General features: G+C 64.7%; 24 protein-coding genes and 1 pseudogene. 7 read left to right on the forward strand and 18 right to left on the reverse strand.

The window, feature by feature from the left end:
- The 12 genes from E1742_RS13315 to E1742_RS13370 form a co-directional block, all read right to left on the reverse strand.
- Entirely contained in the window at positions 1 to 2,340 is a 2,340-nt protein-coding gene (locus tag E1742_RS13315) for a hybrid sensor histidine kinase/response regulator (protein WP_166793480.1), read from the reverse strand.
- Between the two features lie 175 nt (positions 2,341 to 2,515).
- On the reverse strand, positions 2,516 to 3,196 hold the full coding sequence (locus E1742_RS13320) for an OmpW/AlkL family protein (RefSeq protein ID WP_134385409.1): 681 nt from the start codon (positions 3,194 to 3,196) through the stop codon (positions 2,516 to 2,518).
- Positions 3,197 to 3,219: 23 nt separating this feature from the next.
- Positions 3,220 to 4,599 carry an SGNH/GDSL hydrolase family protein gene (locus E1742_RS13325; RefSeq protein ID WP_134385410.1) on the reverse strand — a complete coding sequence of 460 codons (1,380 nt, stop codon included), beginning with the start codon at positions 4,597 to 4,599 and terminating at the stop codon, positions 3,220 to 3,222.
- A 232-nt stretch (positions 4,600 to 4,831) separates the two neighbouring features.
- Positions 4,832 to 5,839 (reverse strand): L-threonylcarbamoyladenylate synthase, encoded by a 1,008-nt coding sequence (locus E1742_RS13330; RefSeq protein WP_134385411.1) that lies wholly within the window; start codon positions 5,837 to 5,839, stop codon positions 4,832 to 4,834.
- Entirely contained in the window at positions 5,836 to 7,074 is a 1,239-nt protein-coding gene (locus E1742_RS13335; RefSeq protein WP_134385412.1) for a 5-(carboxyamino)imidazole ribonucleotide synthase, read from the reverse strand. The genes E1742_RS13330 and E1742_RS13335 overlap by 4 nt, the downstream gene beginning before the upstream one ends.
- A complete protein-coding gene (purE, locus tag E1742_RS13340; RefSeq protein ID WP_134385413.1) occupies positions 7,075 to 7,575 on the reverse strand; it encodes a 5-(carboxyamino)imidazole ribonucleotide mutase in 501 nt (166 codons plus the stop codon).
- Between the two features lies 1 nt (position 7,576).
- The gene (locus E1742_RS13345) at positions 7,577 to 8,473 is read right to left on the reverse strand and encodes a phosphoribosylaminoimidazolesuccinocarboxamide synthase (protein WP_134385414.1); all 897 of its coding nucleotides are present in this window, start codon (positions 8,471 to 8,473) and stop codon (positions 7,577 to 7,579) included.
- 123 nt (positions 8,474 to 8,596) lie between these two features.
- The gene (gene fba / locus E1742_RS13350; protein ID WP_134385415.1) at positions 8,597 to 9,661 is read right to left on the reverse strand and encodes a class II fructose-bisphosphate aldolase; all 1,065 of its coding nucleotides are present in this window, start codon (positions 9,659 to 9,661) and stop codon (positions 8,597 to 8,599) included.
- 92 nt (positions 9,662 to 9,753) lie between these two features.
- A complete protein-coding gene (gene pyk, locus E1742_RS13355; protein WP_134385416.1) occupies positions 9,754 to 11,202 on the reverse strand; it encodes a pyruvate kinase in 1,449 nt (482 codons plus the stop codon).
- A gap of 87 nt (positions 11,203 to 11,289) precedes the next feature.
- Positions 11,290 to 12,504, reverse strand: a complete 1,215-nt coding sequence (locus tag E1742_RS13360) for a phosphoglycerate kinase (RefSeq protein WP_134385417.1) — start codon at positions 12,502 to 12,504, stop codon at positions 11,290 to 11,292.
- Positions 12,505 to 12,573: 69 nt separating this feature from the next.
- Entirely contained in the window at positions 12,574 to 12,903 is a 330-nt protein-coding gene (locus E1742_RS13365) for an AzlD domain-containing protein (RefSeq protein WP_134385418.1), read from the reverse strand.
- A complete protein-coding gene (locus E1742_RS13370; RefSeq protein ID WP_134385419.1) occupies positions 12,900 to 13,634 on the reverse strand; it encodes an AzlC family ABC transporter permease in 735 nt (244 codons plus the stop codon). The genes E1742_RS13365 and E1742_RS13370 overlap by 4 nt, the downstream gene beginning before the upstream one ends.
- A 198-nt stretch (positions 13,635 to 13,832) precedes the next feature.
- Here E1742_RS13370 and E1742_RS13375 point away from each other — a divergent pair, with 198 nt between their 5' ends.
- From E1742_RS13375 to E1742_RS13390, 4 genes and pseudogenes are all read left to right on the forward strand, one after another.
- Positions 13,833 to 14,024, forward strand: a complete 192-nt coding sequence (locus E1742_RS13375; RefSeq protein WP_134385420.1) for a zinc-finger domain-containing protein — start codon at positions 13,833 to 13,835, stop codon at positions 14,022 to 14,024.
- Between the two features lie 39 nt (positions 14,025 to 14,063).
- Positions 14,064 to 14,483 (forward strand): YybH family protein, encoded by a 420-nt coding sequence (locus E1742_RS13380; protein ID WP_134385421.1) that lies wholly within the window; start codon positions 14,064 to 14,066, stop codon positions 14,481 to 14,483.
- Positions 14,484 to 14,554: 71 nt separating this feature from the next.
- Positions 14,555 to 15,534, forward strand: a pseudogene (locus tag E1742_RS13385) (YheT family hydrolase).
- A gap of 3 nt (positions 15,535 to 15,537) precedes the next feature.
- The gene (locus tag E1742_RS13390; RefSeq protein WP_134385422.1) at positions 15,538 to 16,140 is read left to right on the forward strand and encodes a DUF2946 family protein; all 603 of its coding nucleotides are present in this window, start codon (positions 15,538 to 15,540) and stop codon (positions 16,138 to 16,140) included.
- On the opposite strand, the gene E1742_RS13395 is transcribed toward E1742_RS13390, so the two are convergent.
- Positions 16,124 to 17,923 (reverse strand): beta-barrel assembly-enhancing protease, encoded by a 1,800-nt coding sequence (locus E1742_RS13395; RefSeq protein ID WP_134388159.1) that lies wholly within the window; start codon positions 17,921 to 17,923, stop codon positions 16,124 to 16,126. The two genes, E1742_RS13390 and E1742_RS13395, sit on opposite strands and share 17 nt — an antisense overlap.
- A gap of 19 nt (positions 17,924 to 17,942) precedes the next feature.
- On the opposite strand from E1742_RS13395, the gene moaC reads away from it, so the two are divergent.
- From moaC to ampC, 3 genes are all read left to right on the forward strand, one after another.
- Positions 17,943 to 18,425: a cyclic pyranopterin monophosphate synthase MoaC gene (gene moaC / locus E1742_RS13400; protein ID WP_134385423.1), complete on the forward strand. Its 483-nt coding sequence runs from the start codon at positions 17,943 to 17,945 to the stop codon at positions 18,423 to 18,425.
- A 210-nt stretch (positions 18,426 to 18,635) separates the two neighbouring features.
- Entirely contained in the window at positions 18,636 to 19,349 is a 714-nt protein-coding gene (locus tag E1742_RS13405; protein ID WP_134385424.1) for a flagellar brake protein, read from the forward strand.
- A gap of 67 nt (positions 19,350 to 19,416) precedes the next feature.
- A complete protein-coding gene (ampC, locus tag E1742_RS13410) occupies positions 19,417 to 20,589 on the forward strand; it encodes a class C beta-lactamase (protein ID WP_134385425.1) in 1,173 nt (390 codons plus the stop codon).
- A 41-nt stretch (positions 20,590 to 20,630) separates the two neighbouring features.
- On the opposite strand, the gene E1742_RS13415 is transcribed toward ampC, so the two are convergent.
- The 5 genes from E1742_RS13415 to E1742_RS13435 all read right to left on the reverse strand — a co-directional run bounded on the left by E1742_RS13415 (position 20,631) and on the right by E1742_RS13435 (position 24,715).
- Positions 20,631 to 21,104: a pilin gene (locus E1742_RS13415; protein WP_276528538.1), complete on the reverse strand. Its 474-nt coding sequence runs from the start codon at positions 21,102 to 21,104 to the stop codon at positions 20,631 to 20,633.
- A gap of 211 nt (positions 21,105 to 21,315) precedes the next feature.
- On the reverse strand, positions 21,316 to 21,927 hold the full coding sequence (locus tag E1742_RS13420) for an FHA domain-containing protein (RefSeq protein ID WP_134385426.1): 612 nt from the start codon (positions 21,925 to 21,927) through the stop codon (positions 21,316 to 21,318).
- 61 nt (positions 21,928 to 21,988) lie between these two features.
- The gene (sucD, locus tag E1742_RS13425; RefSeq protein WP_134385427.1) at positions 21,989 to 22,870 is read right to left on the reverse strand and encodes a succinate--CoA ligase subunit alpha; all 882 of its coding nucleotides are present in this window, start codon (positions 22,868 to 22,870) and stop codon (positions 21,989 to 21,991) included.
- A gap of 13 nt (positions 22,871 to 22,883) precedes the next feature.
- Positions 22,884 to 24,053 (reverse strand): ADP-forming succinate--CoA ligase subunit beta, encoded by a 1,170-nt coding sequence (gene sucC / locus E1742_RS13430; protein ID WP_134385428.1) that lies wholly within the window; start codon positions 24,051 to 24,053, stop codon positions 22,884 to 22,886.
- A gap of 41 nt (positions 24,054 to 24,094) precedes the next feature.
- Positions 24,095 to 24,715 (reverse strand): DUF2889 domain-containing protein, encoded by a 621-nt coding sequence (locus tag E1742_RS13435; protein WP_134385429.1) that lies wholly within the window; start codon positions 24,713 to 24,715, stop codon positions 24,095 to 24,097.
- Positions 24,716 to 24,734: the final 19 nt, after the last annotated feature.

Below are 24,734 nucleotides of genomic sequence, written 5' to 3' on the forward strand. Positions count from 1 at the left end.
TCACTCCAATGCTGCGGGCACCACGCCGGCCAGCCGGCTCAGGATTTCATACACGGCCCGCGCCTGTACCGGCTTGACGAGGTGCTCGTCAAAACCCGCGTCCAGCGCCCGCGCCCGGTCCGACGGCTGCCCGTATCCGGTCACGGCCACGATGCGCGCCTGCGCCGTGCCCGGCAAGGCGCGCAGGCGCCGCACCAGTTCATAGCCATCCATGCCCGGCAGGCCGATGTCGACAAACATCAGCGCCGGCGGCTGCTGTGTGACCGCCTGCAGCGCTTCCGGTCCGCCCGCTACGACCGTCGTGGCATAGCCGGCTGTCTCCAGCAGCAGCGCCAGCGTCTGGGCGGCATCGACGTTGTCGTCCACCACCATCAGTCGCGTCTGCTTCGTGCCGGCGCTCGGATGGCGTGCCGGTGCCGGCGAGGCGGCAGCCTGCGTGCCGCGCGCACGTGGCAGGGTGATCGTGAAGCAGCTGCCCTGCCCCGCGCCGTTGCTGTGCGCATCGGCGTGGCCGCCATGCAGCTCCACCATGCTCTTGACCAGCGCCAGGCCCAGCCCCAGGCCGCCCTGGGAGCGGTCCGGCGAGCGTTCCGCCTGCGTGAACAGGTCGAACACGTGCGGCAGCAGCGCTGGCGTGATGCCTATGCCGCGGTCGGCGACGATGGCCCGCACTTCGTGCTCGTCCGCCTCGACCGTCAGGGCAACGTCGCTGCCGGACGGCGAATAGCGGGCGGCGTTGTTCAGCAGGTTCGACAGCACCTGGATCAGCCGCGTGCGGTCGCCATGCACGAGCGGTGCGTGCTCCGGCAGCCGTACCGTCAGACGGTGCTGTTTTGCATCCAGCAAGGTACCGGACTGCTCCACCGCCTCGGTGGCTACGGCATTAAAGTCGAGAAGTTCACGCCGCAGCGTTACCAACCCGCGTGTGACGCGCGACACGTCCAGCAGGTCGTCGACGAGCTTGGTCATATGGTCGACCTGGCGCGCGATCACGCCGCTGGTCTGGCGCACCTTGGCATCGTCCAGTACACCGAGACGCAGCAGCTCGGCTGCTGTCGAGATCGGCGCCAGCGGATTGCGCAGCTCGTGCGCCAGCATGGCCAGGAACTCATCCTTGCGGCGGTTGGCATCCATCAGCTCCTGCTGGGCCTGCTCGATCGGCGTCACGTCCGTATTCGTGCCGAACCACTGGACAATCGTGCCGTTCGCGTCGCGCAGCGGTGCCGCCACGATCAGGAAGCTGCGGTACTCACCGCTGGCACTGCGCAGCCGGGCCGTCGACTCGTACGGGTCGCCGTCGGGCAACGAGCGCTGCCAGCGGGCCAGCAGTGGAGCGATATCGTCCGGGTGGACGACGTTGCGCCAGCCTTCGTTCTGCGCCTCGGCCGGCGATGCGCCCGTGTATTCGAACCAGCGGTCGTTCCACCAGTGCAGCAGGCCATCAGGCGTGGCCATCCATGCCAGCTGCGGGATCGTGTTGGCCAGCTGGCGCAGCCGCAGCTCGCTTTCGCTCAGCGCACGCATGGCCAGCACGGCGTCCGTGACGTCGCTGCCCTCGACAAAGATGCCCGACACGACGCCGCGATGATCCCGGATGGGCTGGAAGATGAAGCTGACGAAGCGCTCTTCCAGCGGTGCATCCGGCTGGCGCCGCAACAGAATCGGCATCTCCCAGCCCACGTGGGCTTCGCCACTCGCGAACACTTCGTCCAGCAGCCGGACGAAGCCCTGGTCGCGCACCTCCGGCAGCACGTCCGCGACGTTGCGGCCTACCACGTCAGTCCGGCCGATCAGCTTCAGATAGGCGTCGTTGGCGATCTCGAACACGTGGCTGGGGCTGCGCAGGACTGCCAGGATACCGGGCGCTTCCTGGAACAGTTGGCGCATGCGTTCGATTTCCTCGGCGCGGTGGCGGGCGGTGAGGATGCGCTCGGTAGTTTCCGTACAAGCGCAAAACATCCCTGCCACGGCACCCGCCTCGTCGTACACCGGCGAGTAGGAGAACGTAAACCATGTCTGTTCCATGAACCCCTTGCGGTTCATCAGCAGCGGCAGGTCTTCGTGGAATGTGGCGCGGCCGTGCAGCGCTTCATTGGCGCTTGGCCACAGGTCATCCCAGATTTCCGCCCATACCTGCTGGAACGGCCGGCCCAGTGCCGTGGGATGCTTGTCGCCCAACACCTCCGCGTACGAGTCGTTGTACAGGAAAGTCAGCTGCGGCCCCCAGGCCAGGAACATCGGAAACTTCGAATTGAGCAGCAAGCCGACGACGGCACGCAGCGACGCCGGCCAGTCGCCCGGAGTGCCCAGCGGCGAAGCCGCCCAGTCATATGCGCGCATCCGCGCACCCATCTGTCCACCCTCGCTAAGGAATGCCGGTGTGGATGCGGGGGAAATGACGGGGACGGGGGCGCTCATGTCGCGAGTATAGCAAGCCGCCTCAGGGCGCACGTTTGCGTGGAGCAATTTTGCAGGCGCCAGCTGAGCTCCTTGGCAAAGGCAGCCGCCAGGACACTCAGAACCTGAACGTCAGGCCGATGTTCACCGCGACCGGGTCGAGGCGGATCGCCTGGGTCTGTCCCGTGGAATACGAGGCTACCGTTTTCAGCTTCGTCTTGATGACCCCGCCGTCGATCGACCACCGTTCATTGAGGCGCAAGCTGGCGCCGACCTGGGCGCTGATGGCCCCCTTGGCCTTCAGCGAGAACGTCGACGGCGCACCGCCCGTGTTCAGCACCGACGTCAGCTGCGCGGAGCCGCGCTCGCGTCGGAAATAGGCGTACGTGACGCCCAGCCCCACGTAGGGGCGGAACACGGCATCCTTGCCGAAGAAGCGGTACTGCGCAAACAGCGTGGGCGGCAGCACGTCCGCCGTGCCCAGCTTGCCCGTGCCCGCGATCGCGCCTGCGCCGAACAGGTCGTGGCGGTACGGCGCGCCCAGATCCAGCTCGGCGGCGATATTGTCCGTGATGAAGTAGCCGATATTGAGGATGGGTTTCGTGTCCGGTCCCACGTCGGCCCTGGTGCCGGGCAGCGCGGGCGCGCCGACATCGCCGCTTTCCACTTTCGGGTCGATCCTGTTGACGCCGACCTTGACGGTCCAGTCGCCCTTGGCCTGGGCCGATGCGCCGGCCGCCGCGCCCAGGGCGGCAGCAAGGACCAGCAGCCGTGCTGCCGTGTGCAGGGATTGATTCATCTTGTCTCCTGGTTGTGGGGCGCTTACAGCCAGCCTTTCGTGACCATCGAGCGCGACACGTAGCGCGCCAGCAGCAGGTTGTTGAACGGCGTTGGATGCACTTCGTCGGCGAACGAGTAATGGCTGACGTCGCCCGGCTTCAGGCTGGCGGCCGTGCAACCGAGCGAGCTGCCCAGCGGGTTCCCCGCCGATTTCAGGTCGCAGGCCGGTTCGCTGACATTGGTCAGGCCGTAGGGACCCGGATTGGTTGCCTGATCGTGGCTGACGGCGTACACGTCGACGATCAGCACCTTTGCTTCGCCGGCCAGCGTGGCATTGAGCTGGGCATTGAATGCCTGCACCATCTTGTCGATCAGCGCGCGCGTGGCTGCATCCTTGCCGAGTGCGGATGGCGTTGTCGCCACATCCGGCAGGTTGTTGACGACGACATAGTTGGCACCGTTGCCGACGATTTGCGTCTTCACCAGCGCGGCCAGTTCGGCACCCGCCGTAGCCAGCGCGGCCACCAGGGCCGGTCCCTGGGCGGCGGCATAGTCGGCGCCGGCCTTGGCACCTGCGGCGGCGGCATCCTGCTGCGCCTTCTCGACCATCGGACCGTAGACCGCCTGCGACGCCGCAGCCGTGTAACCGGCGCGCACGGCCGCTCCGACGGCTGCCTGCACGACCAGCGCATCGGTACTGCCGGGCTGGGCGGCCGCGTTCGCCATCGCCTGCGCGATCGCCTGCGCGGCCGTTGCAGGATTGGTGGCGCCGCCGGCCAGCTGGGTTGCCAGGCCCGTCGTGAATGCGGCCTTGCCCGCCACGGTACCCGCGGCCGTGGCGGCGGCCTGCAGGCCGCCGAGGCTGACCAGCACGTCGTTACCGCCGGCCATGACAAACACGACCTCGTCGCCCTTGAACCTGCCGCCCACGCGGGCCAGGTGATTTGCCACCTGCGTGACCACGGGCACCGTCAGGGCGCCGACGGCGCTGCCGGTGGCCTTGTGGCCGGCGCCAATCGGATTGGTGACGCGCGCCCCGCCCTGCGCATAACCGAAGCATTCCGGATGGTTCGTCACGGGCACGGCAAAGCCCAGTGCGGGATCGCCGTCCAGGCCCGTCTGCGCCGCGCACGGTGCCGGCAGCTGGAACTGCGCCGCCATCAGTTCCGTCCAGTTCTTGCCCGTCAGTTCGGGATTGACGGCCGTGTTGTTGCCGTTGATGGTGAACTTGCCGCCACCCAGGGCCTTGATCGGGCCGACGTTGTACGAGCCGACATCGGACAGGCTGTCGCCAAACGTCACCTGCGAGGCAAACTTGACGCGGTTGATCTGGGCACCGGGCTGCGGATCTCCGCTGTTGCCGCCGCAACCGGCCAGGATGGCAGCAAAGACGATGGCAAGGGCTGCTTTGGTAGGACGCATCTTGTCTCCTGTGTATTCATGTTATGCATACGAACAACCTGCTCATTCGCAATCCGACTAATATGCCAGCGATAAACGCCGCTGCACAAGGACACGTTTGCAAAAACAACAGTTGTGCGTGGATTGCAATGCAGGATGCGCTGGCACAGCGAAAGAATGCACCGGGTAAAGAATGCCGAGCTCGTGCCCACCCTGGGGGACACGAGTTCAGCTCAATCTCGGCGTGCGGAAATCAGGCAAGCAGGCGATCGATGGTGCCGTGTGCGCCGTGTGCGGCGCGGCGCAGGCGGTCGTTGATGCCCAGCCAGCTGTCGTCCTGCGGTGGCGATTCGACGAGGATGAGTTCGGCGTCCGTCCCGTCCATCGCGCGCAGGGCGGCGTAGATGCCATGGGCGTAGCCGGCCGGGTCTTCCGGCAGCGGATGCTGGGCGCTGGCGCGCGTCAACAGCGGCGAATAATGGATCAGCGCAACGCGACGGCCCTTGTCGGCCAGCGCGTTCAACACGCCCGCTACCTGGTCGCCGGACAGCAATGCGACGGGCGCCTTGGGCGCGTAGTGCGACTCCAGCGTGCCTGACGCACGTGGCGCGCTCGCATCCGGCGCGACCGGCATGGCGCCGATCACGGCAGCGATCTGCGCCGCGCCGATGTGTCCCGGGCGCAGCAGCACGGGGCCGTGGGTGTCCAGGCGCGACAGGTCCAGAATGGTCGACTCGATGCCGACCTGGCTGGAGCCGCCGTCCAGCACGGTGATGCCGGCTGATGCGTCGAATTCATCCTGTACGTGCTGCGCGGCCGTCGGGCTGACGTTGCCGAACTTGTTGGCCGACGGCGCCGCCACGCCGCCCTTGCCGCCCTTGAATGCGGACAGCAGCGCCATCGCCACGGGGTGGGACGGGCAGCGCAGGCCGACCGTGTCCTGGCCGCCGGACACCGCGTCGGGAATATGCGCGTGGCGCTTCAGGATCAGTGTCAGCGGACCGGGCCAGAAAGCGGCCACCAGCCGGCGCGCTTCATCGGGAATGGCGGACGCCCAGTAATCGAGGTCGGCACCGGGCGCCAGGTGGACGATGACGGGATGGTCGTTCGGCCGGCCCTTGGCCGCATAGATGCTGGCGACGGCCACCGGGTTTTCCGCATCCGCACCCAGCCCGTACACGGTCTCGGTCGGGAACGCGACCAGACCGCCCGCTTCCAGCTTGCGCGCCGCCTGCTCGATTGCGCTCACCTGCGTGCTCACAACGCGATCCCCAGAATGGCACAGGCCGACGCCAGCTGGCGCTGCGCGTCATCGAGCGTATGCGCGACAAACGTCACGTGGCCCATCTTGCGGCCCGGCCGTGGATCGTCCTTGCCGTACAGGTGCAGGCAGGCGCCCGGCAGCGCGGCGACCTGGTCCCAGGCTGGCTCGCGGTACGTCTCGCCATCGAACCAGACGTCGCCCAGGATGTTGAGCATGACGGCCGGGGAATGCTGACGACAATCGCCCAGCGGCAGCCGTGCCATCGCCCGCACCTGCTGCGCGAACTGGCTCGTGATGCACGCGTCCATCGTGTAATGGCCGCTGTTGTGCGGGCGCGGCGCCATTTCGTTGACGACCAGCGTGCCGTCCGTCAGCACAAAAAATTCAACGCACAGCACGCCAACGTAGCCCAGCTCGGCGACAAACGCCGTTGCCGCGGCCTGCGCCTTCTGCGCGCACTCGACTGACACGTTCGGGCCCGGCACGGTGGTCGTAAACAGGATGCCGTCACGGTGCACGTTTTCGGCAATCGGGTAGACGACGGATTTGCCGTCCACGCCGCGCGCCGTCAGCACGGAAATTTCATACGCCAGCGGCAGCATTTTCTCCAGCAGGCACGTGACCTGCCCCATCGCCTCGAACGCGGCGCGCACGTCTTCGCGGGACTGCACGCGCACTTGCCCCTTGCCGTCGTAGCCCATGCGCACCGTTTTCAGAATGCCGGGCAGCAGGTCGTCGCCGATGGCGTCGATGTCCGCCTGCGTCGCGATGATCTTGTGCGGCGCGGGCAGCACCCCGGATTTTTCCGCGCAGCCGACAAAGAACGCTTTCTCGGCGATGCGGTCCTGCGCCACCGACACGCCCGCGGCGTTGGGCGCGACAAAGATCTGCTGCGCCAGCCGTGCCAGGCTGTCCGCAGGGACGTTCTCGAATTCGGTCGTGACGGCGGCGCACTGCGCCACCAGTTCATCGAGCGCGGCGCCGTCCGTGTAGCCGGCATTGATCAGGCGCTGTGCGACCTGGCCGGCCGGGCAATCGGCGGCCGGTTCCAGCACGGCGACCTGGTAGCCCATCTCCTGGGCGGCCTGGGCGAACATGCGGCCCAGCTGGCCGCCGCCCATCACGCCCAGCCACACGGGCGGATTGGCGGCGGGCACGGCGGGGAGGAATTGCGGTTCGGCCAGCGCGGCAAAATCGATGCCGCCCTGTACTGCTGACTTCGGATCGCTCATTTAATCAACCGGCAAAATCATGGCCTTGGCGGCCGCGGTCTGTTGGGAACGGAAGGCTTCGAGCTGGTCGGCCAGCGCGTCGTCCGTGGCGGCGATGATCGCCACCGCCGTCAGCGCCGCATTGGCGGCACCGGCTTCGCCGATGGCGAACGTCGACACGGGCACGCCCTTGGGCATCTGCACGATCGACAGCAGCGAATCCTCGCCGCGCAGGTATTTCGACGGCACCGGCACGCCCAGCACGGGCACGATGGTTTTCGCCGCCACCATGCCGGGCAGGTGCGCGGCCCCGCCCGCACCGGCGATGATCGCGCGCAGCCCACGGGCACGCGCTGTTTCCGCGTACGTGAACATTTCGTCCGGCATGCGGTGCGCCGAGATCACCTGCGCTTCGAACGGCACGCCGAACTGCTTCAGGATGGCGACGGCATTCTGCATCACGTCCCAGTCGGAACTGGAACCCATGATGACGCCGACGAGCGGCTTGTTGTGATCGGCCATCTCAGACCTTCAGCTTCTCGCCCGTCAGGCGTTCGATCGCTTCGAAATACTTGGCCTGGGTCTTGTCGATGACTTCCTGCGGCAGCGTTGGCGCCGGTGGCGTCTTCTTCCACTCCGTCAGCGTTTCCAGGTAGTCGCGCACGAACTGCTTGTCGAACGACGGCGGCGACATGCCCGGCGCGTACGAATCGGCGGGCCAGAAGCGCGACGAATCGGCCGTCAGCACTTCGTCCATCAGGTGCATGACGCCGTTTTCATCGAGGCCGAATTCGAACTTCGTGTCGGCAATGATGATGCCGCGCGTGGCCGCGTATTCGGCCGCCGTCTTGTACAGCTGGATGCTCACTTCGCGCATTCTGGCGGCCAGTTCGGCGCCGATGCGGCTTTCCATGTCGGCAAAGCTGATGTTCTCGTCGTGCTCGCCCAGGTCCGCTTTTGCCGCCGGCGTGAACAGCGGTTCCGGCAGCTTTTCGGCCTGGCGCAGGCCGGCCGGCAGGTCGATGCCGCAGATCTTGCCGGTTTCCTGGTAATCCTTCCAGCCGGAGCCGATGATGTAGCCGCGCACGACGGCTTCCACCATGATCGGCTTCAGGCGCTTGGCCACGACGGCGCGGCCCTTCACCTGCTCCACTTCGTCGGCTGCCACCACGGACTCGGGCGCGATGCCGGTCAGGTGGTTCGGCACGATGTGGCCGAGCTTTTCAAACCAGAAATCGCTCATCTGGTTCAAGACCATGCCCTTGCCGGGGATCGGTTCGTTCATCACAACGTCGAAGGCCGACAGGCGGTCGGTCGTGACGATCAGGATCTTGTCGTCGCCGACAGCGTAATTGTCGCGGACTTTACCGTGGCCGAGCAGGGGCAGGGACTGGATGGAGGACTGGTGAAGGCTTTTCATGGAGGGGAAATGTCTTACGCTTAATGAAAACGAAAACCTAAAAACGAAAACCGGCGAGAGGGAAAACCCGCTCGCCGGTCGAGTGAGTCCGGGGCGGCACGCCGCCCCGTTCCAGACAGGATTTTACTTCACAATCTGGGCCAGTTCACCGGCCTTGTAACGTTCTGCCATTTTTTCCAGCGGAATCGGCTTGATCTGCGAGGCGCGGCCTTCGCAGCCGAACGCCAGGAAACGGGCCTTGACGACTTCTTCGGCCGCCAGACGGGCCGGCTTCAGGAAGTCGCGCGGATCGAACTTCGACGGGTTCTGGAACATGTACTTGCGCACCGCCGCCGTCATCGCCAGGCGGATGTCGGTGTCGATGTTGATCTTGCGCACGCCGTGACGGATGCCTTCCTGGATTTCCTCGACAGGCACGCCGTAGGTTTCCTTCATGTCGCCACCGAATTCACGGATGATGGCCAGCAGTTCCTGAGGCACCGACGACGAACCGTGCATCACCAGGTGGGTGTTGGGGATGCGCGCGTGGATTTCCTTGATGCGGTCGATCGCCAGGATGTCGCCCGTTGGCTTGCGCGTGAATTTGTAGGCGCCGTGCGAGGTGCCGATGGCGATGGCCAGCGCGTCGCACCCGGTGCGCTCGACGAAGTCGGCCGCTTGCGCCACGTCCGTCAGCAGCTGTTCGCGCGTCATCGTGCCTTCGGCGCCGTGGCCGTCTTCCTTGTCGCCCTTCATCGTTTCAAGCGAGCCCAGCACGCCGAGTTCCGCTTCGACGGTCACGCCGATGGCGTGCGAGAACTTCACCACTTCACGCGACACTTCCACGTTGTAGTCGTACGACGCGACCGACTTGCCGTCCGCCTCCAGCGAACCGTCCATCATGACGGAGGAGAAGCCGGAGCGGATCGCGGCCATGCAGACCGCCGGCGACTGGCCGTGATCCTGGTGCATGACGACAGGGATGTGCGGATACGCTTCAATGGCCGCGTCGATCAGGTGGCGCAGGAACGCTTCGCCGGCATATTTGCGGGCGCCAGCGGACGCCTGCATGATCACCGGGCTGTTGACGGCGTCGGCGGCAGCCATGATGGCCTGCACTTGTTCCAGGTTGTTGACGTTAAAAGCCGGCAAGCCATAGCCGTGTTCGGCGGCATGGTCCAGCAGCTGACGCATGGATACGAGGGACATGGTAATACTCCAATCAAATAAAAACCTGTGTGGCGGGCTGCGCAGCTCGTGGCCGGGCGCCCGCCGGAAGCTGGGTAACCGCCTTGGCGCGCCTAGCTGAACTCGCCCACCTTGACGATCTTCAGCGCGTTGGTGCCGCCGACCTGCCCCATCGGCTCGCCCCACGTGACGACGATCATGTCGCCCTTCCTGGCGATGCCATGCTCGACCAGCAGATCCTCGGTCTGCTTCAGCACTTCGCGACTGGAGCCCTGCTGCACCAGATAATGCGCGCGCACGTTGCGGTACAGCGAAGCCTTGCGCTGCGTGGTGACGCTGGGGGTCAGCGCGAAGATCGGGGTGTCGATATTGTGACGGCTCATCCACAGCGCGGTGGAACCGGATTCGGTCAGGGCAACGATCGCCTTGACGCGCAGGTGGTGGGCCGTGAACAGGGCACCGTAGGCGATCGACTGGTCGATGCGCGTGAAACGGACGTTGAGGAAATCGGCGTCCAGCTTGTTGTATTCGGATTGCTCGGCTTCCACGCAGACGGCGGCCATCATTTCCACCGTCTCGATCGGATAACGGCCGGAAGCGGTTTCGGCCGACGCCATGACGGCATCGGTGCCGTCCAGCACGGCATTGGCCACGTCGGACACTTCCGCGCGCGTGGGTACGGCATTGAAGATCATCGATTCCATCATCTGCGTGGCGGTGATGGCGATCTTGTTCGATTCGCGCGCCATGCGGATCATGCGCTTCTGCAGCGCCGGCACGGCGGCGTTGCCCACTTCGACAGCCAGGTCGCCACGGGCGACCATGATGCCGTCCGACGCGTTCAGGATTTCCTGCAGCGCCGGAATCGCTTCGGCGCGCTCGATCTTGGCGATCATCTGCGGCTTGTGGCCGTACGGTTCGCCGGCAATGTTCGCCAGTTGGCGCGCCATTTCCATGTCGGTGGCGTTTTTCGGGAACGAGATGGCCAGATAGTCAGCCTGGAAGCTCATGGCCGTCTTGATGTCTTCCATGTCCTTGGCCGTCAGTGCCGGCGCCGTCAGGCCGCCGCCCTGGCGGTTGATGCCCTTGTTGTTGGACAGCTCGCCACCGATCTTGACCGTCGTGTGGATTTCGCTGCCGGCAATGCGGTCGACGACCAGCACGATCAGGCCGTCGTTAAGCAACAGCACGTCTTTCGGCCGCAGGTCGTTCGGCAGGTTTTTATAGTCCAGGCCGACGCGTTCCTGGTTGCCCAGCTCGCCGTTCTCGCCCCACTTCGAGTCCAGGATGAACTTGTCGCCGTTGACCAGATTGATCTTGCCTTCTTCAAATTTGCCTACGCGGATCTTCGGACCCTGCATGTCGGCCATGATGGCCACTTCGCGCCCGCATTCCGCCGCTGCCTGCCGCACCAAGTTGGCGCGATCGATGTGATCCTGTGCCTTGCCGTGCGAGAAGTTCAGCCGCACCACGTCCACGCCGGCGCGGATCATTTTGGTCAGCACATTGAGGTCGGTGGAAGCGGGGCCGATGGTTGCGACGATTTTGGTGCCACGGGACATTGAAGGTTCCTTGAACGGTAGATGAAGTGAAAAAGCGCAGCGCTGTAGCTGTGGACTACGTCGCTGCGCCCTGTCGCTGCGGGTATGTTACTTGGCAGCTCGTTGGACGAGCACTTCCACCGCCGGCAAGGTTTTGCCTTCGAGGAATTCCAGGAAGGCGCCGCCGCCGGTCGAGATATAACCAATTTTATCGGTAATGGCGTATTTTGCAATCGCTGCCAGCGTGTCGCCGCCACCCGCGATCGAGAAGCCCTTCGAGTCGGCAATCGCCAGCGCCAGCGTCTTCGTGCCGTTGCCGAACTGGTCGAACTCGAACACGCCGACCGGGCCGTTCCAGACGATCGTACCGGCCCTGGCGATCTGCTCGGCCAGGTGTTGCGCCGTTTCCGGACCGATGTCCAGGATCATGTCGTCGTCGGCCACGTCCGCCACCTTCTTGACGGTTGCGGTGGTCGTTGGCGAGAACTCCTTGGCGCAGACGACATCCGTCGGGATCGGCACCTGCGCGCCACGCTTGGCCATCATGTCGATGATCGCCCGGGCTTCTTCCACCAGATCCGGCTCGGCCAGCGACTTGCCGATCTTCAGGCCGGCAGCCAGCATGAACGTATTGGCAATGCCGCCGCCGACGACCAGGTTGTCGACCTTGTCGGCCAGCGACTTCAGGATCGACAGCTTGGACGACACTTTCGAGCCAGCCACGATGGCCAGCAGCGGACGCGCCGGGGCGCCCAGCGCCTTGCCCAGTGCATCCAGTTCAGCGGCCAGCAGCGGACCGGCGGCGGCGACCGGTGCGAATTTGGCGATGCCGTGCGTGGACGCTTCGGCGCGGTGCGCGGTGCCGAACGCGTCGTTGACGTAGACGTCGCACAGCCTGGCCATCTTCTGCGCCAGCTCGTCCGTGTTCTTTTTCTCGCCCTTGTTGACGCGCACGTTTTCCAGCAGCACGACCTGACCACTCTGCAGGTTTTCCAGGCCGGTGCCGTCGGTCCAGTTCTGTTTCAGTTCGACCGGCTGGCCCAGCAGCTCGGCCAGGCGGGCCGCGACGGGCGCCAGGCTGTCTTCCGGCTTGAACTCGCCTTCCGTCGGGCGCCCCAGGTGGGACGTGACCATCACCCTGGCACCGGCTTTGACCGCTGCCTGGATGGCAGGCACGGAAGCGCGGATGCGGGTGTCTTCGGTAATGTTGCCGGCATCGTCCTGCGGCACATTGAGGTCGGCGCGGATAAAGACCCGCTTGCCTTGCAGCGCGTTTTGCGCGATCAGATCGTCGAGGCGAGTGAAGTTCAGAACAGCTTGCATGGTTTCCCAAAGGACAAGTGATAGAAAGACTGCTATTTTACCGCAAGGGCGCCCTTGCCAGCCTGTCCATTAGAACAAATGCAACAGTCTCAGCGCCGTAAAGAACAGCATGCCGAACACGATGGTTTCCAGCATATTGCGGCGCCACAGATACCAGCCCACCGAGGCGATGCCCGCCAGCAGTTTGCCGTTCAGCAGCGTCACCTGTAAGGATTCCGGCTCCAGCAGCAGGTCCGGGCCGATGATGGCGGCCAGCGCGCACGACGGCGCATAACGCAGCATTTCATTCACGCGGCGGGGGATCGTCACCCGGTGGCCCACCAGCCAGAAGCCGCTGCGGGTAATCGCCGTCGAGACGGCCAGCGCGACGATGACGATCCAGATTTCCAGGTCGCTCATGGCTGCCCTTTCGCGGCGGCGAACCTGTCGCCCAGTTCCTCGACGGCCATGGCCGTGAACATGCCGACCAGCACGGCGGCCAGCAATCCCAGTTTATAAGGCAGCCCGGCAGCCAGCACGGAGACGCCGCCGGCCACGAGCACGCCGCACAGCGCTGGCCGGCTCGCCACCATGGGCACCATCACGCACAGGATGGCCAGCGTGCCGGCAAAACCCAGCCCCCACTCCGCCGGCACGACGTTGCCGAGGAAAATACCGGCAATGGAGCCGATCTGCCACGACGCCCAGTTGGGATACAACAATCCCTTCAGGTACGACAACTTGCCTTTCGAAGGCGCGGGGTCGGGATAGCGTTGCAGGAAAAGTGCGATGGAAATGTCGCCGGACACGAAGCCCAGGTGCAGACGCTGGTACCACGGCAACATCCGGAAGTGCGGCGCGAGCAACGCGGAAAAGATGACGAAGCGCAGGTTGACGACGAGCCCGGTCGTAAAGATCACCCAGATCGGCGCGCCGGCCGCGATCAGCGGCAGCGACGCCAGCTGGGCCGAGCCGGCAAACACCAGCAACGTCATGCCGAGCGCCTGCGGCAGCGTCAGGCCGGACTTGATCATGGCGACGCCGACAACAAGGCCCCAGGCGCCGATGCCGAACAAGGTGGGAATACCGGTCCGGACGCCATCGCGCCAGGCGGCGGGGTCAGGGGTGACGACGTCGCTTGCTTTGTTCATCTGCAGTCTTGTGGTATTCGCACCACACGGCTTCGTGGCGCGCGTGGCGAAAGCCCCTCCGTTTCCTGGCGCCGGAACCGGGGGAGGCGAATTGTCGGGTGCCGGTCAGGCAAATAAGGCCGCCATTTTAGCGGCGAATGCTGGGCCCTGTCCGAATCCGTTAAAATCGTGCTTTTTGAACTCCGGAGCATCTACAAGATGAGCAACGCCACCACGCCAGTCGAACTCGAAGGTAAGGACCTGCCGGCATTCTGCCCGAACCCGGCCATGCCGCTGTGGTCGGGGCACCCCCGCGTGTTCCTGGATTTCGCCGCCAACGGTGAAGCCAAATGCCCGTACTGCGGCACCGCGTACCGCATCAAGCCAGGCTCGGCCGTTCATCACCACTGATCCGGCGAAGATCGTTCGCACGTCTTTCGCGAGGCTGAGATGAAGAAGAAACAACTGAACGGCAGCCCTGCGGAAGTCGAAGCCGCGTTCTACGACGCGCTCAACCGCGCCGACGTCGAGGCGCTGATGGCACTGTGGGCCGATGACGAGGAAATCGTCTGCGTCCACCCGGGCGGTGCCCGCCTGATCGGCCACCGCGCCATCCGGGAATCGTGGACGATGCTGCTGGAACACGGTGGCCTGCCGGGCCGCCCATCGCAACTGCACGAAACGCACAACCTGATGAGCGCCGTCCACACGGTGGTCCAGGGCTCGACGTCCTCGCAGGGTGAACCGCACCACCTGATCGCCACCAACGTCTATATGAAAACGCCGAAAGGCTGGCGCATGGTGCTGCATCACGTCTCGACCGCGCCAGGCCCGGTCCCGTCCGAAGCCCACTCGACGGTGCTGCACTGAAAAAAACCGGTGACAGGCTCCATTTTCCGAAACTGGAGCCTGTCACCGGTTTTCTGGCAACATTCTTCCCCATGAACTACACCGCGCCGCTGTGGCTGCCCAATGGCCACTTCCAGACGATCTACCCCGCCAAGTGCATCCCCAAGCCGGCCGTGGCCTTCCGCCGTGAGCGCTGGCAGACGCCGGACGGCGATTTCGTCGATGTGGATTTCGTTGACGGCCAGCCCGGTGCGCCGTTTGTCGTGCTGTTCCATGGGCTGGAAGGGTCGTCGGACAGCCATTACTGCCGTGCGCTGGGGCCGAGCTGATGGCGCGCGGCTGGTCCGGCGCGATCCCCCATTTCCGCGGCTGCTCGGGCGAGCCGAACCTGGCGCCGCGCTTTTACCACTCCGGCGACGCCCAGGAAGCGGACTGGATGCTACGCCGCCTGCGTCCGCTGGCGACAGGCAAGTTCTACGCCTGCGGCGTCTCGCTGGGCGGCAACGTGCTGCTGCGCTGGCTGGGCGAATCCCAGCACTCGGCGCAATTCGTCGATGCCGCCGTTGCCGTCTCCGCCCCGCTCGATCTCGCGCGCGGCGGCGAAGCGCTGGGCCGCGGGTTCAACCGCGTCTACCAGCGCATGTTCCTGCAGACGCTGAAACCGAAGTGCGCGGCCAAGCTGCGGCAGTTCCCCGGGCTGTTCGACCTCGATGCCATGCACGCCGCATCGGACCTTTACACCTTCGACAATATCGTCACGGCGCCGCTGCACGGCTACCGCAATGTCGAGGACTACTGGGACCGCGCCAGCGCCAGGCACGTGCTGGAGGACATCACGGTACCGACACTGGTGCTGAACGCCCGCAACGACCCGTTTCTGCCCGGCCGGTATCTGCCGCAGGCGGCGTCCTCCCACGTGGTGCTCGATTACCCGGCGGAGGGCGGCCATGTCGGCTTTGCCACGGGCCGCCCTCCCGGCAGCCTGGCCTGGCTGCCACGCCGCATGATCCATTTCCTGGAGGGAGACAACAGCATCGGCGCGCCACAAAAGGCCGCGCTGTGCGATGCTTGAACCATGGACGATATCGTAAAACAGGCAATGGCCAAATGGCCGAACGTGCCGCACTGCTACGGCTGGCTGGCGCTGGACGCACGCGGCAACTGGCGCATGCGCGACGAGCGGGCGCAGCAGATGAACGAACCGGGCGACAAGCTGACGAACGCGGCGCTGGTCGGCTTCATCAACCGCAACTACCAGCGCGACGAGCGCGGTTGCTGGTTCTTCCAGAACGGTCCGCAGCGGGTGTTTCTGAACCTGGAAAGCACACCGTTCGTGGTACGGACGGATCCGGCCCAGGGACTCGTGCTGCACACGGGGGCGTCGATGCCGCCGGTGGAAGCGGCGTACCTGACGGAAGCCGGCGAGCTGATCCTGCAGGCCGGCGACATCGTCGCGCAGCTGGACGACCGCGACTTTGCGCAGGCGCTGGCGTGGTTCGACGTGGATGGCGAGGCGCTGCTGAAATGGATCGAACGGCCGGAGGCCGAGCTGACGATGCGCCTCGCGGGCAACCAGATCAATGTCGAGCACATCGGCCGCGACGATGCGCCGGTGCGGCTGGGGTTTGTGCGGGTGCCGACGGGCGTGACCGTCGACGCCCCTACCGCCGGGGCGTAGTTCCTGCGGCGGGCGCCTGGCTCCACGGCGTCGCGCGCGGCGTGCCGAACCGGCCATCGGCACAGCGCGGCGAATTGGCCAGCATGCCCCGGCACGACGGATCGACGGGCTCCTGCTCCTCCTGCACGGTGGTTGCCTTGACGCTGCCCGTGACGGCAAATCCCGCCCCCTTGTCCTTGCCTTTCTCGCCCATCGCCTCGCGCCGCTTGGCCTGCCATTCGCGCTCGCGCGCATCGATGACGGCCTGCTCGTAGAACGACGCATCGCGCGACTTGCGGGCCAGCTCCAGCTGGTCCAGCGCCGCCTGCGTGCCGCCCAGCAGCGCATAGGATTCGGCCAGCGCGATATGCTGCAGCGCGATCTTGCCCATCTTCGAATACGCCTGCGCCAGCAGGTCCTGCAGTTCCGGTTCGCTGCGGTACATCTGCAACTGGTCGCGCAGGAAGCGCTCCGCCTGTTCGGGCTTGCCGCCCTTGATCAGCGCGTCGGCATACTGCCAGACGATGCCGCGCGACAGCGGGAACTTGGCATGCGCCGCCTCGCCTTCGCGGATGGCCTGCGCGATGATGGCCGGCTTGTCCTCCTGGTCCACCTTGATCTCTAGCGACGTGTACGCCAGCACGCTGTCCGCGATCCCTTTCGGCAGCGGCGAGCTGAACGCGCCTGCGGCAGGCGGACGGTGGATCGTGGCGGCGGCCTTGTCCAGCCACGTCTGCGCGCCGGCGTAATCGCGCCGCTTCAGCGCCAGGATCGCCATGCCGTACTGGGCCGATGCAATCTGGTGCCGGCTCGGCTGCTCCAGCTGGTTGCGCAGGAACTCTTCCGTTTCCGCCAGGCCCTTGCTGGACGTATCCTGCAACACGCGGGCACGCGCGCGGACGAGGAAGAAGTCCAGCGCGTCGACGCGCTGGCGGTACGGCTGCTCGCGGATGCGCGCCTGGATGTCGGCAATCCGCTCGGTCGTCAGCGGGTGGCTTTGAAGATAGGCCGGCACCAGGTCGCTGTAGTTGCGCGTGGCCGACTGCAACCGCTGGAAGAACGCCACCATGCCGTTGGTCTCGTAGCCGGCCGCGCCCATGATCTGGAAACCGATGCGATCCGCTTCGCGCTCGGCATCGCGCCCGAAATTGAGCTGACGCTGGATCGCGACGCCCTGCCCGCCCATCATGACGCCCATCGCCGCATCGGGATTGTTTTTCGCCGCCAGCGCCGCCAGGATCATCGCCGCCAGCGGAATCAGCGCATCCGTTTTCTGTTCGCCCAGCTGGCGCGCGATATGCCGCTGCGCCACGTGGCCGATCTCGTGCGACAGCACGGACGCCAGCTCCGACTCCGTCTGCGCCGCCAGCAGCAGCCCGGAGTGGACGCCGATGAAGCCGCCCGGCAGCGCGAACGCGTTCAGCATCGGATCGCGCACGCAGAAGAAGAAGTAATCGTAGTTCGCCTCGCCGCGCGCCCCGGGCCGCGCCGTGACCAGCGTATTGCCCAGCGCGTTCAGGTACTCGATGATGGGAGGGTCGTCGAGGTAATCATGATCGAAGCGGATGTCGCGCATGATCTCCTCGCCCAGCTTGCGCTCGGTGATGGGAGACAGCGCCTCGCGCGACGTATCGCCGAGGCTCGGCAGGTTCGGCACATGGGCCGGCGCCAGCGCGGTTTGCGCCGGCGTGACGGGGGCGGCAATCAGCAGCGCTGCTGCCAGCGCCACGAGACGGCGGGGGAATTGGGTCGCATTCACGGTGCTATGATACCTGTTCTCTACACGCTCGCCACCAGGCGGCATTACCCAAAAGAATACACGCATGTCCGACCAGCTCACCCACTTCGACACCACCGGCCAGGCTCACATGGTCGACGTCGGCGCCAAGGCCGAAACCCACCGCATCGCCGTTGCCACGGGCACGATCCGCATGAAGCCGGAAACGCTCGCCATCATTTTATCGGGAAGCGCCAAGAAGGGCGACGTCCTGGGCATCGCCCGCATCGCCGCCATCATGGGCGCCAAGCGCACCAGCGACCTCGTCCCGCTGTGCCACCCCCTCGCGCTGACGCGCGTGACCGTGGACTTCGAGACCGATGAGGCCGCGTCGGCCGTCCACTGCCGGGCGCAGGTGGAGACGTATGGCAAGACCGGGGTGGAGATGGAGGCGCTCACCGCGGTCCAGGTGGGCCTGCTGACGGTGTACGACATGTGCAAGGCCGTCGACCGGGGCATGGTCATGAGCGAGATCCGGGTGCGGGAGAAGCATGGTGGAAAAAGCGGGGACTGGTCTTCGACAAGCTGATGGTTCATGTGACGCCACCGAAGCGGAGCCATCGTGATGTCCACCTTGACGGGGAAACGTTAACCAATATCTTGTCGCCAAGGATGCAGTCAAGTCACGTTGGGCGGTTGATACGCCTTGCAAACAACCGTTACATTCCAGGCATCATTCCCGAGACTTGGTCATTGCCACAGCTATAATGATCGTTTCTCTGCAGTGGAAAGAGCAACGATGGCTAGCAGTGCGTCCGCGGGCGACAGCGCTCCCCGGGTCTATGAATTCGAACAGATGAACCTGCAGGTGGGCGGCCGGGTGCAGTTCATTACGCACCGGACCCTGAAGCCCATCCAGCACTTTTCCAGCGTGATCGGCTGGGTGCGCGATGAGTACCTGATCGTCAAGATCCCGTTCGAGAACGGCGCACCCATCGCGCTGAACGAGGGCGACAAGCTGACGTTGCGTGTGTTCTCCGGCGTGAACGTGTGTTCGTTCTCGTGCGTCGTGCAGCGCGTGTTCCAGCGTCCGCTGTATTACGCCCATGTGACGTTCCCCGACCAGATCCAGGGCACGAACCTGCGCACGGCCATGCGCGTCAAGGTCGACATTCCCGCGCAGCTCAAGGGCAGCGCGGAGATCGAGCAGCGCGTCTTTATCGTCAACCTGAGCGTGTCGGGCGCGCTGGTGGAGACCGCACAACAGCTGGCTCAGGATACGGGCGAAGTTGCGCTGAAGTTCACGCTGATCACGCAGCCCGGCAATCGCGAGGTCATGATTACGACAAAGGCCATCATCCGCAATGCCGGCACAGCCAAGGCGCCGGGACCGAACCTGCCGCCGCTGTTCTCGTACGGGCTGCAGTTTATCGACCTCGACCATGCGCACTACCTGATGCTGCAGAATCTTACCTACGAAGCGCTGATCGCGGACCGCCAGAAGATCGTCTGACGTCGTTGTTGTTGCAGCATTGCGTTTCCGATAAGCTGGCGGATTCTCCTCCAGACAAAGAACGCCTTTGACCACGCGGCCAACCATCGGCAGCCTCTGCCCTGCCGCCCTGCTCTTCCTTCCGCTGGCCGCCTCGGCCGCGCCCGACGCGGCGGCCCTGCGCGCCATTGTCGATAACACCATCCAGCCCTTGATGGCCGAGCATGATGTGCCGGGCATGGCGGTCGCCGTCACCGTCGACGGCCAGTCCGCCGTCTTCAACTACGGGCTGGCCTCGCGCGCCGGGAACAAGGCCGTGGACGAGCGCACGGTGTTTGAAGTCGGCTCCGTCAGCAAGACGTTTGCCGCCACACTGGCCGCATACGCGCAGGCCCAGGGCAAACTGGCGCTGACGGATCACCCGAGTCGCTACTGGCCGGCCCTCCAAGGCAGCGCCATCGACAAGGCCACCCTGCTGCACCTGGGCACCTACACGCCGGGCGGCTTGCCGCTGCAGTTCCCCGACGAGCTGACCGATCCGGAGCCGCTGCGCTACTACCGCGACTGGAAGCCGGCGGCACGGCCGGGCGCTGTTCGGGAGTATTCCAATCCCAGCCTGGGCCTGTTCGGCCATCTGACGGCGCGTGCGCTTGGGAATGATTATGCCGATGCCGTCGAGCGCCTGCTGTTCCCTGCGTTCGGCATGACGTCCAGCTATGTCAATCTGCCCGACAGCGTGCGGCCGAACTATGCCTGGGGCTACCGGGACGGCAAGCCCGTGCATTTCACAGGCGAACCGTTCAGCGCGGTCACGTACGGCGTCCGGACGACCGCCGCGGATCTGCTGCGCTTCGTACAGGCCAATATGATGCCGCAGCAGCTCGATCCGGCCATGCGGCGCGCGGTGGAAGCCACGCACATCGGCTACTTCCGGGTCGGCGGCATGACGCAGGGCCTCGGGTGGGAGCAGTATGCATACCCCGTCAAGTTGCAGACGCTGCTGGAGGGGAATTCCGAGAGCATAATCTGGGATCGCCATCGTGCTCGCGCTGTGACGACGCCCGCCATGTCGACCACGCCGACGTTGTTCAACAAGACGGGCTCGACGGGCGGCTTCGGTGCTTACGTGGCGTTCGTGCCGGTGCAGAAGATCGGCATCGTCATGCTGGCGAACAAGAACTATCCGATTCCGGCGCGGGTGACGGCAGGGTATGCCATTCTGGAGGCGTTGGCGGCGGGCGCCCAAGCGGCGCCGCAATAAAAAACCGGGCCGCAGCCCGGTTCTCCTTCCGCCAGGACAGCTTAGCTGCCGGTGGTCAGGTTGTTCTTCGTGATGGCGGCGATCGCGGTGGTGTTGGTTGCGTTCGTCGTGGTATTCCACGTCAACGCGGTTTCGCCAGGCGTCGGGACAAACGTGATGGTGGAGCCGTCCACACCGGTGCCGATCCCGCTGGCCAAGGTCAGGACGATCGTGCCGCCGGTAACCGTGGCGGAAGCGACTTCCTTGGTTGCCGTGAATGCCGGGATATTCGAACCTGCCGTGCCCGTGGTGCAGTTCGTCAGAACGTTACCGGCTTCCTGCGCGCAAACAGCCACGGCCGTCTTCAGCGCATCGGCGGCGGACAGCGCATTGGCGACCTTGGCCTTGATGGTGTAGTTGCTGTACTGCGGAATCGCGACGGCGGCCAGGATGCCGATAATAGCGACGACAATCATCAGTTCGATCAGCGTGAAGCCGGCCTGGGCTTGCTGCTTCAGCGTTTTCATGGATTTCATTTGCTGCTCCTTCGGTTAAAGACGAATCGGGGTGAAACACTCGGGCTACTGCGTTACATACAGCAATCCGTGTGCCAGCCAGTTTTGTCTCCTTCCGTGGTGAACAGCGCAATATTCCACCCATTTTCGCCGTCGGGCTGACGTTTTTTGTCAGGCCGATGCCCACTAATTGTCACATCAGCGTTCGCAAATCGTCACATGACGGATTTTGTCAGGCCAACCGGAACGCCATCCGCGTGCCGGACAGGTCCAGCACGTCGCCATCGGCCAGCGGCTGTGGGGCGCGACCGAGTGGCGCGCCGTTCAATAGTGCCTCGCGTTCGCCTTCGGTGTGGGTGGCCGCGTAGCCCAAGCTGCCGCGGCTGATGATGACGACCTGGATGCCGCTGCGCCCCAGGCTGGTCTGCGCTTTCGTCAGCGCCAGCCGCTTGCCGGCATTGCTGCCGTTGAGCACTTCGATGACGGCCGCTGGCAGAGCGGGGGTGGCAGGATGCGGGACGGCGGGCGACAGCGCCGCGCCGGTGAGCGGACGGATGCCGTCGGCGACGAATTCGATGCGGTATTTGGCCAGCTTGATGACGTCATTATGTTGCAGGTAATGCTTGCCGACGCGGTGGCCGTTCACGAACGTGCCGTTCGTGCTGTACAGGTCTTCGAGGAACGAGTCGTCCAGGATCGTCGTGATGACGGCGTGCTCGCCGCTGACGGTGGGGTGTTCCAGGACGATGTCGTTATGGCGGCCCCGTCCGATCGCCATGCGTTCCTTGCTGAGCTGTAGCGTCTGCTCCAGGACGCCGTCGCGCGATATCAGGATCTTCGCCAACACTGTCCTCCAAATGAAAAACGGGGGCTTGCGCCCCCGTATTATCCGATGAAACCGTGGATTACAGCATTGCCTTCAGCAGGCGTGCCATTTCCGACGGGTTCTTCGTCACGGTGATGCCGCAGGCTTCCATGATTTCCAGCTTGGCTTGTGCCGTGTCGGCGCCACCGGAGATCAGCGCGCCGGCGTGGCCCATGCGCTTGCCCGGAGGAGCGGTGACACCGGCGATGAAGCCAACGACCGGCTTCTTCATGTTGTCCTTGATCCAACGGGCGGCGTTGGCTTCGTCCGGACCGCCGATTTCGCCGATCATGATGACCGCGTCGGTATCAGGATCGTCGTTGAACATGCGCATTACGTCGATGTGCTTCAGACCGTTGATCGGGTCGCCGCCGATGCCGACTGCCGACGATTGGCCCAGGCCCAGCGCGGTCAGCTGACCGACGGCTTCGTACGTCAGCGTGCCCGAACGGGACACGACGCCGATACGGCCCTTCTTGTGGATGTGACCTGGCATGATGCCGATCTTGATCTCGTCCGGCGTGATCAGGCCTGGGCAGTTCGGGCCCAGCAGCAGGGTCTTGGAACCGGCTTTGGCCATGCGATCCTTGATTTCCATCATGTCACGCACTGGAATGCCTTCGGTGATGCAGATCGCCAGTTCCAGCTCGGCTTCGACGGCTTCCCAGATCGCGGCGGCAGCGCCTGCTGGCGGCACGTAGATCACGGACACGGTCGCACCCGTTTCCGATGCGGCTTCTTTCACGGAACCGAAGATTGGAATGCCTTCGAAGTCTTCGCCGGCTTTCTTCGGGTTCACGCCTGCCACGAAGGCTTCTTTGCCGTTTGCATAGTCGCGGCACATGCGGGTGTGGAACTGGCCGGTCTTGCCGGTGATGCCCTGGGTGATGACTTTGGTGTCTTTGTTGATCAGAATAGACATGTTGATTCCTTAATTAAGCTTGACCGGCAGCAGCGGCGACAACGCTCTTGGCTGCGTCTTCCATCGTATCGGCGGCGATGATCGGTAGGCCGGATTCGGCCAGCATCTTCTTGCCCAGGTCTTCGTTCGTGCCCTTCATGCGCACGACCAGCGGGACCTGCAGGGAGACGGCTTTCGATGCCGTGATGACGCCTTCGGCGATCACGTCGCAACGCATGATGCCGCCGAAGATGTTCACCAGGATGGCTTTCAGGCCTGGGTTCTTCAGCATGATCTTGAACGCTTCGGTCACTTTCTCGGCCGTGGCGCCACCGCCGACGTCCAGGAAGTTGGCAGGCTCGCCGCCGAACAGCTTGATGGTGTCCATCGTGGCCATGGCCAGGCCGGCGCCGTTGACCAGGCAGCCGATATTGCCGTCCAGGGAGATGTAGGCCAGGTCGAACTTCGAGGCTTCGACTTCGGCTGGATCTTCTTCGTCCAGGTCGCGGTAGGCGACGATTTCAGGGTGACGGAACAGCGCGTTGGCGTCGAAGTTGAACTTCGCGTCCAGGGCGATGACTTTACCGTCGCCGGTCAGGATCAGCGGGTTGATTTCAGCCAGCGATGCGTCGGTGTCCCAGTACGCCTTGTACAGGCCTTGCAGGTTGGCGCGCGCATCGGCGATCGACGCTTCCGGCACACCGATCTTGCGGGCGACGTCGTCGGCATCCGCGTCGGTCAGGCCCACGGCCGGATCGATGATCACGTTGTGGATCTTCTCAGGGTGGGACTCGGCCACTTCTTCAATGTCCATGCCGCCTTCGGAGGAAGCCATCAGCACGACGCGCTGCGAAACGCGGTCCGTCACCAACGAAACGTACAGTTCCTTCTTGATGTCGGCGCCTTCTTCGATCATCAGGCGACGGACCTTCTGGCCTTCAGGACCGGTCTGGTGCGTGATCAGCTGCATGCCCATGATCTGTTCCGAGTATTCCTTGACCTGCTCCAGCGACTTGGCAACCTTGACACCACCGCCTTTACCACGGCCACCGGCGTGGATCTGCGCCTTCACCACCCAGACCGGGCCGCCCAGCGTTTCGGCAGCTTTCACCGCCTCTTCCACGGTCATGCACGGAATGCCGCGCGGAACCGTCACTCCGAATTTTCGGAGGATCTCTTTGCCTTGATACTCATGGATTTTCATGCTGGCTTCCCTTCTGATACAGATTTGAATGGTTAGTGATACTAATGGTCTTGCGGAGTCGATGGTACGGCTGTTTCAGTCGTGCGCACCTGAGCTGTATTGGCGGCCTTCGCCACCCAGCGGGGGTAAAACTCGGCAACGGCCCCGCCGTCGGTGCGCAGCGCGTGGCATTTGTCGAGTTGAAAAGGTTTCTCTTTGGGCTGGGCGGCGGTGGCCGCGTCGTACGTGGGCCACACATCGTTGGCGAACGCCTGGACGGCGGCGGTCGGCAGGATCTGCGCCAGCTCCGTCAGGTGGGTGCAGCCGGCGATGCCCGCCAGTCGCGCTTTCAGCTCGTGCCGGAAGCCGCGCATCAGGTTCAGGCCGATCAGCGCCTTGTAGGCGGGACCGATGATGTCGCAATAGCCCGCGTACGGGACGGCGTCCGAGACCGCTTCGGCGTCGACGATGGTCAGTTGCCTGTCCACGGTAATGCGCAGCGACAGGTCGTGCAGCGGTTGTCCGCCAGGACGCAGGCCGGAAGCCAGCAGGGTGTCGTTCTCTTTGATGTCGGTAATATGGGCGTCAAGGTCCCACAAGCCATCCTCGCGCGCGAACGCCTGGATGTCTATGGCGCGCGTATGGCGCAGCGCACGACGTGAGACAGGATTTGACAGGGACATAAAGACCGATGCCGCTTGC

Origin of the sequence: Pseudoduganella plicata (genome assembly GCF_004421005.1) — a bacterium.
In the GTDB taxonomy this organism is placed as follows: Bacteria; Pseudomonadota; Gammaproteobacteria; order Burkholderiales; family Burkholderiaceae_D; genus Rugamonas; species Rugamonas plicata.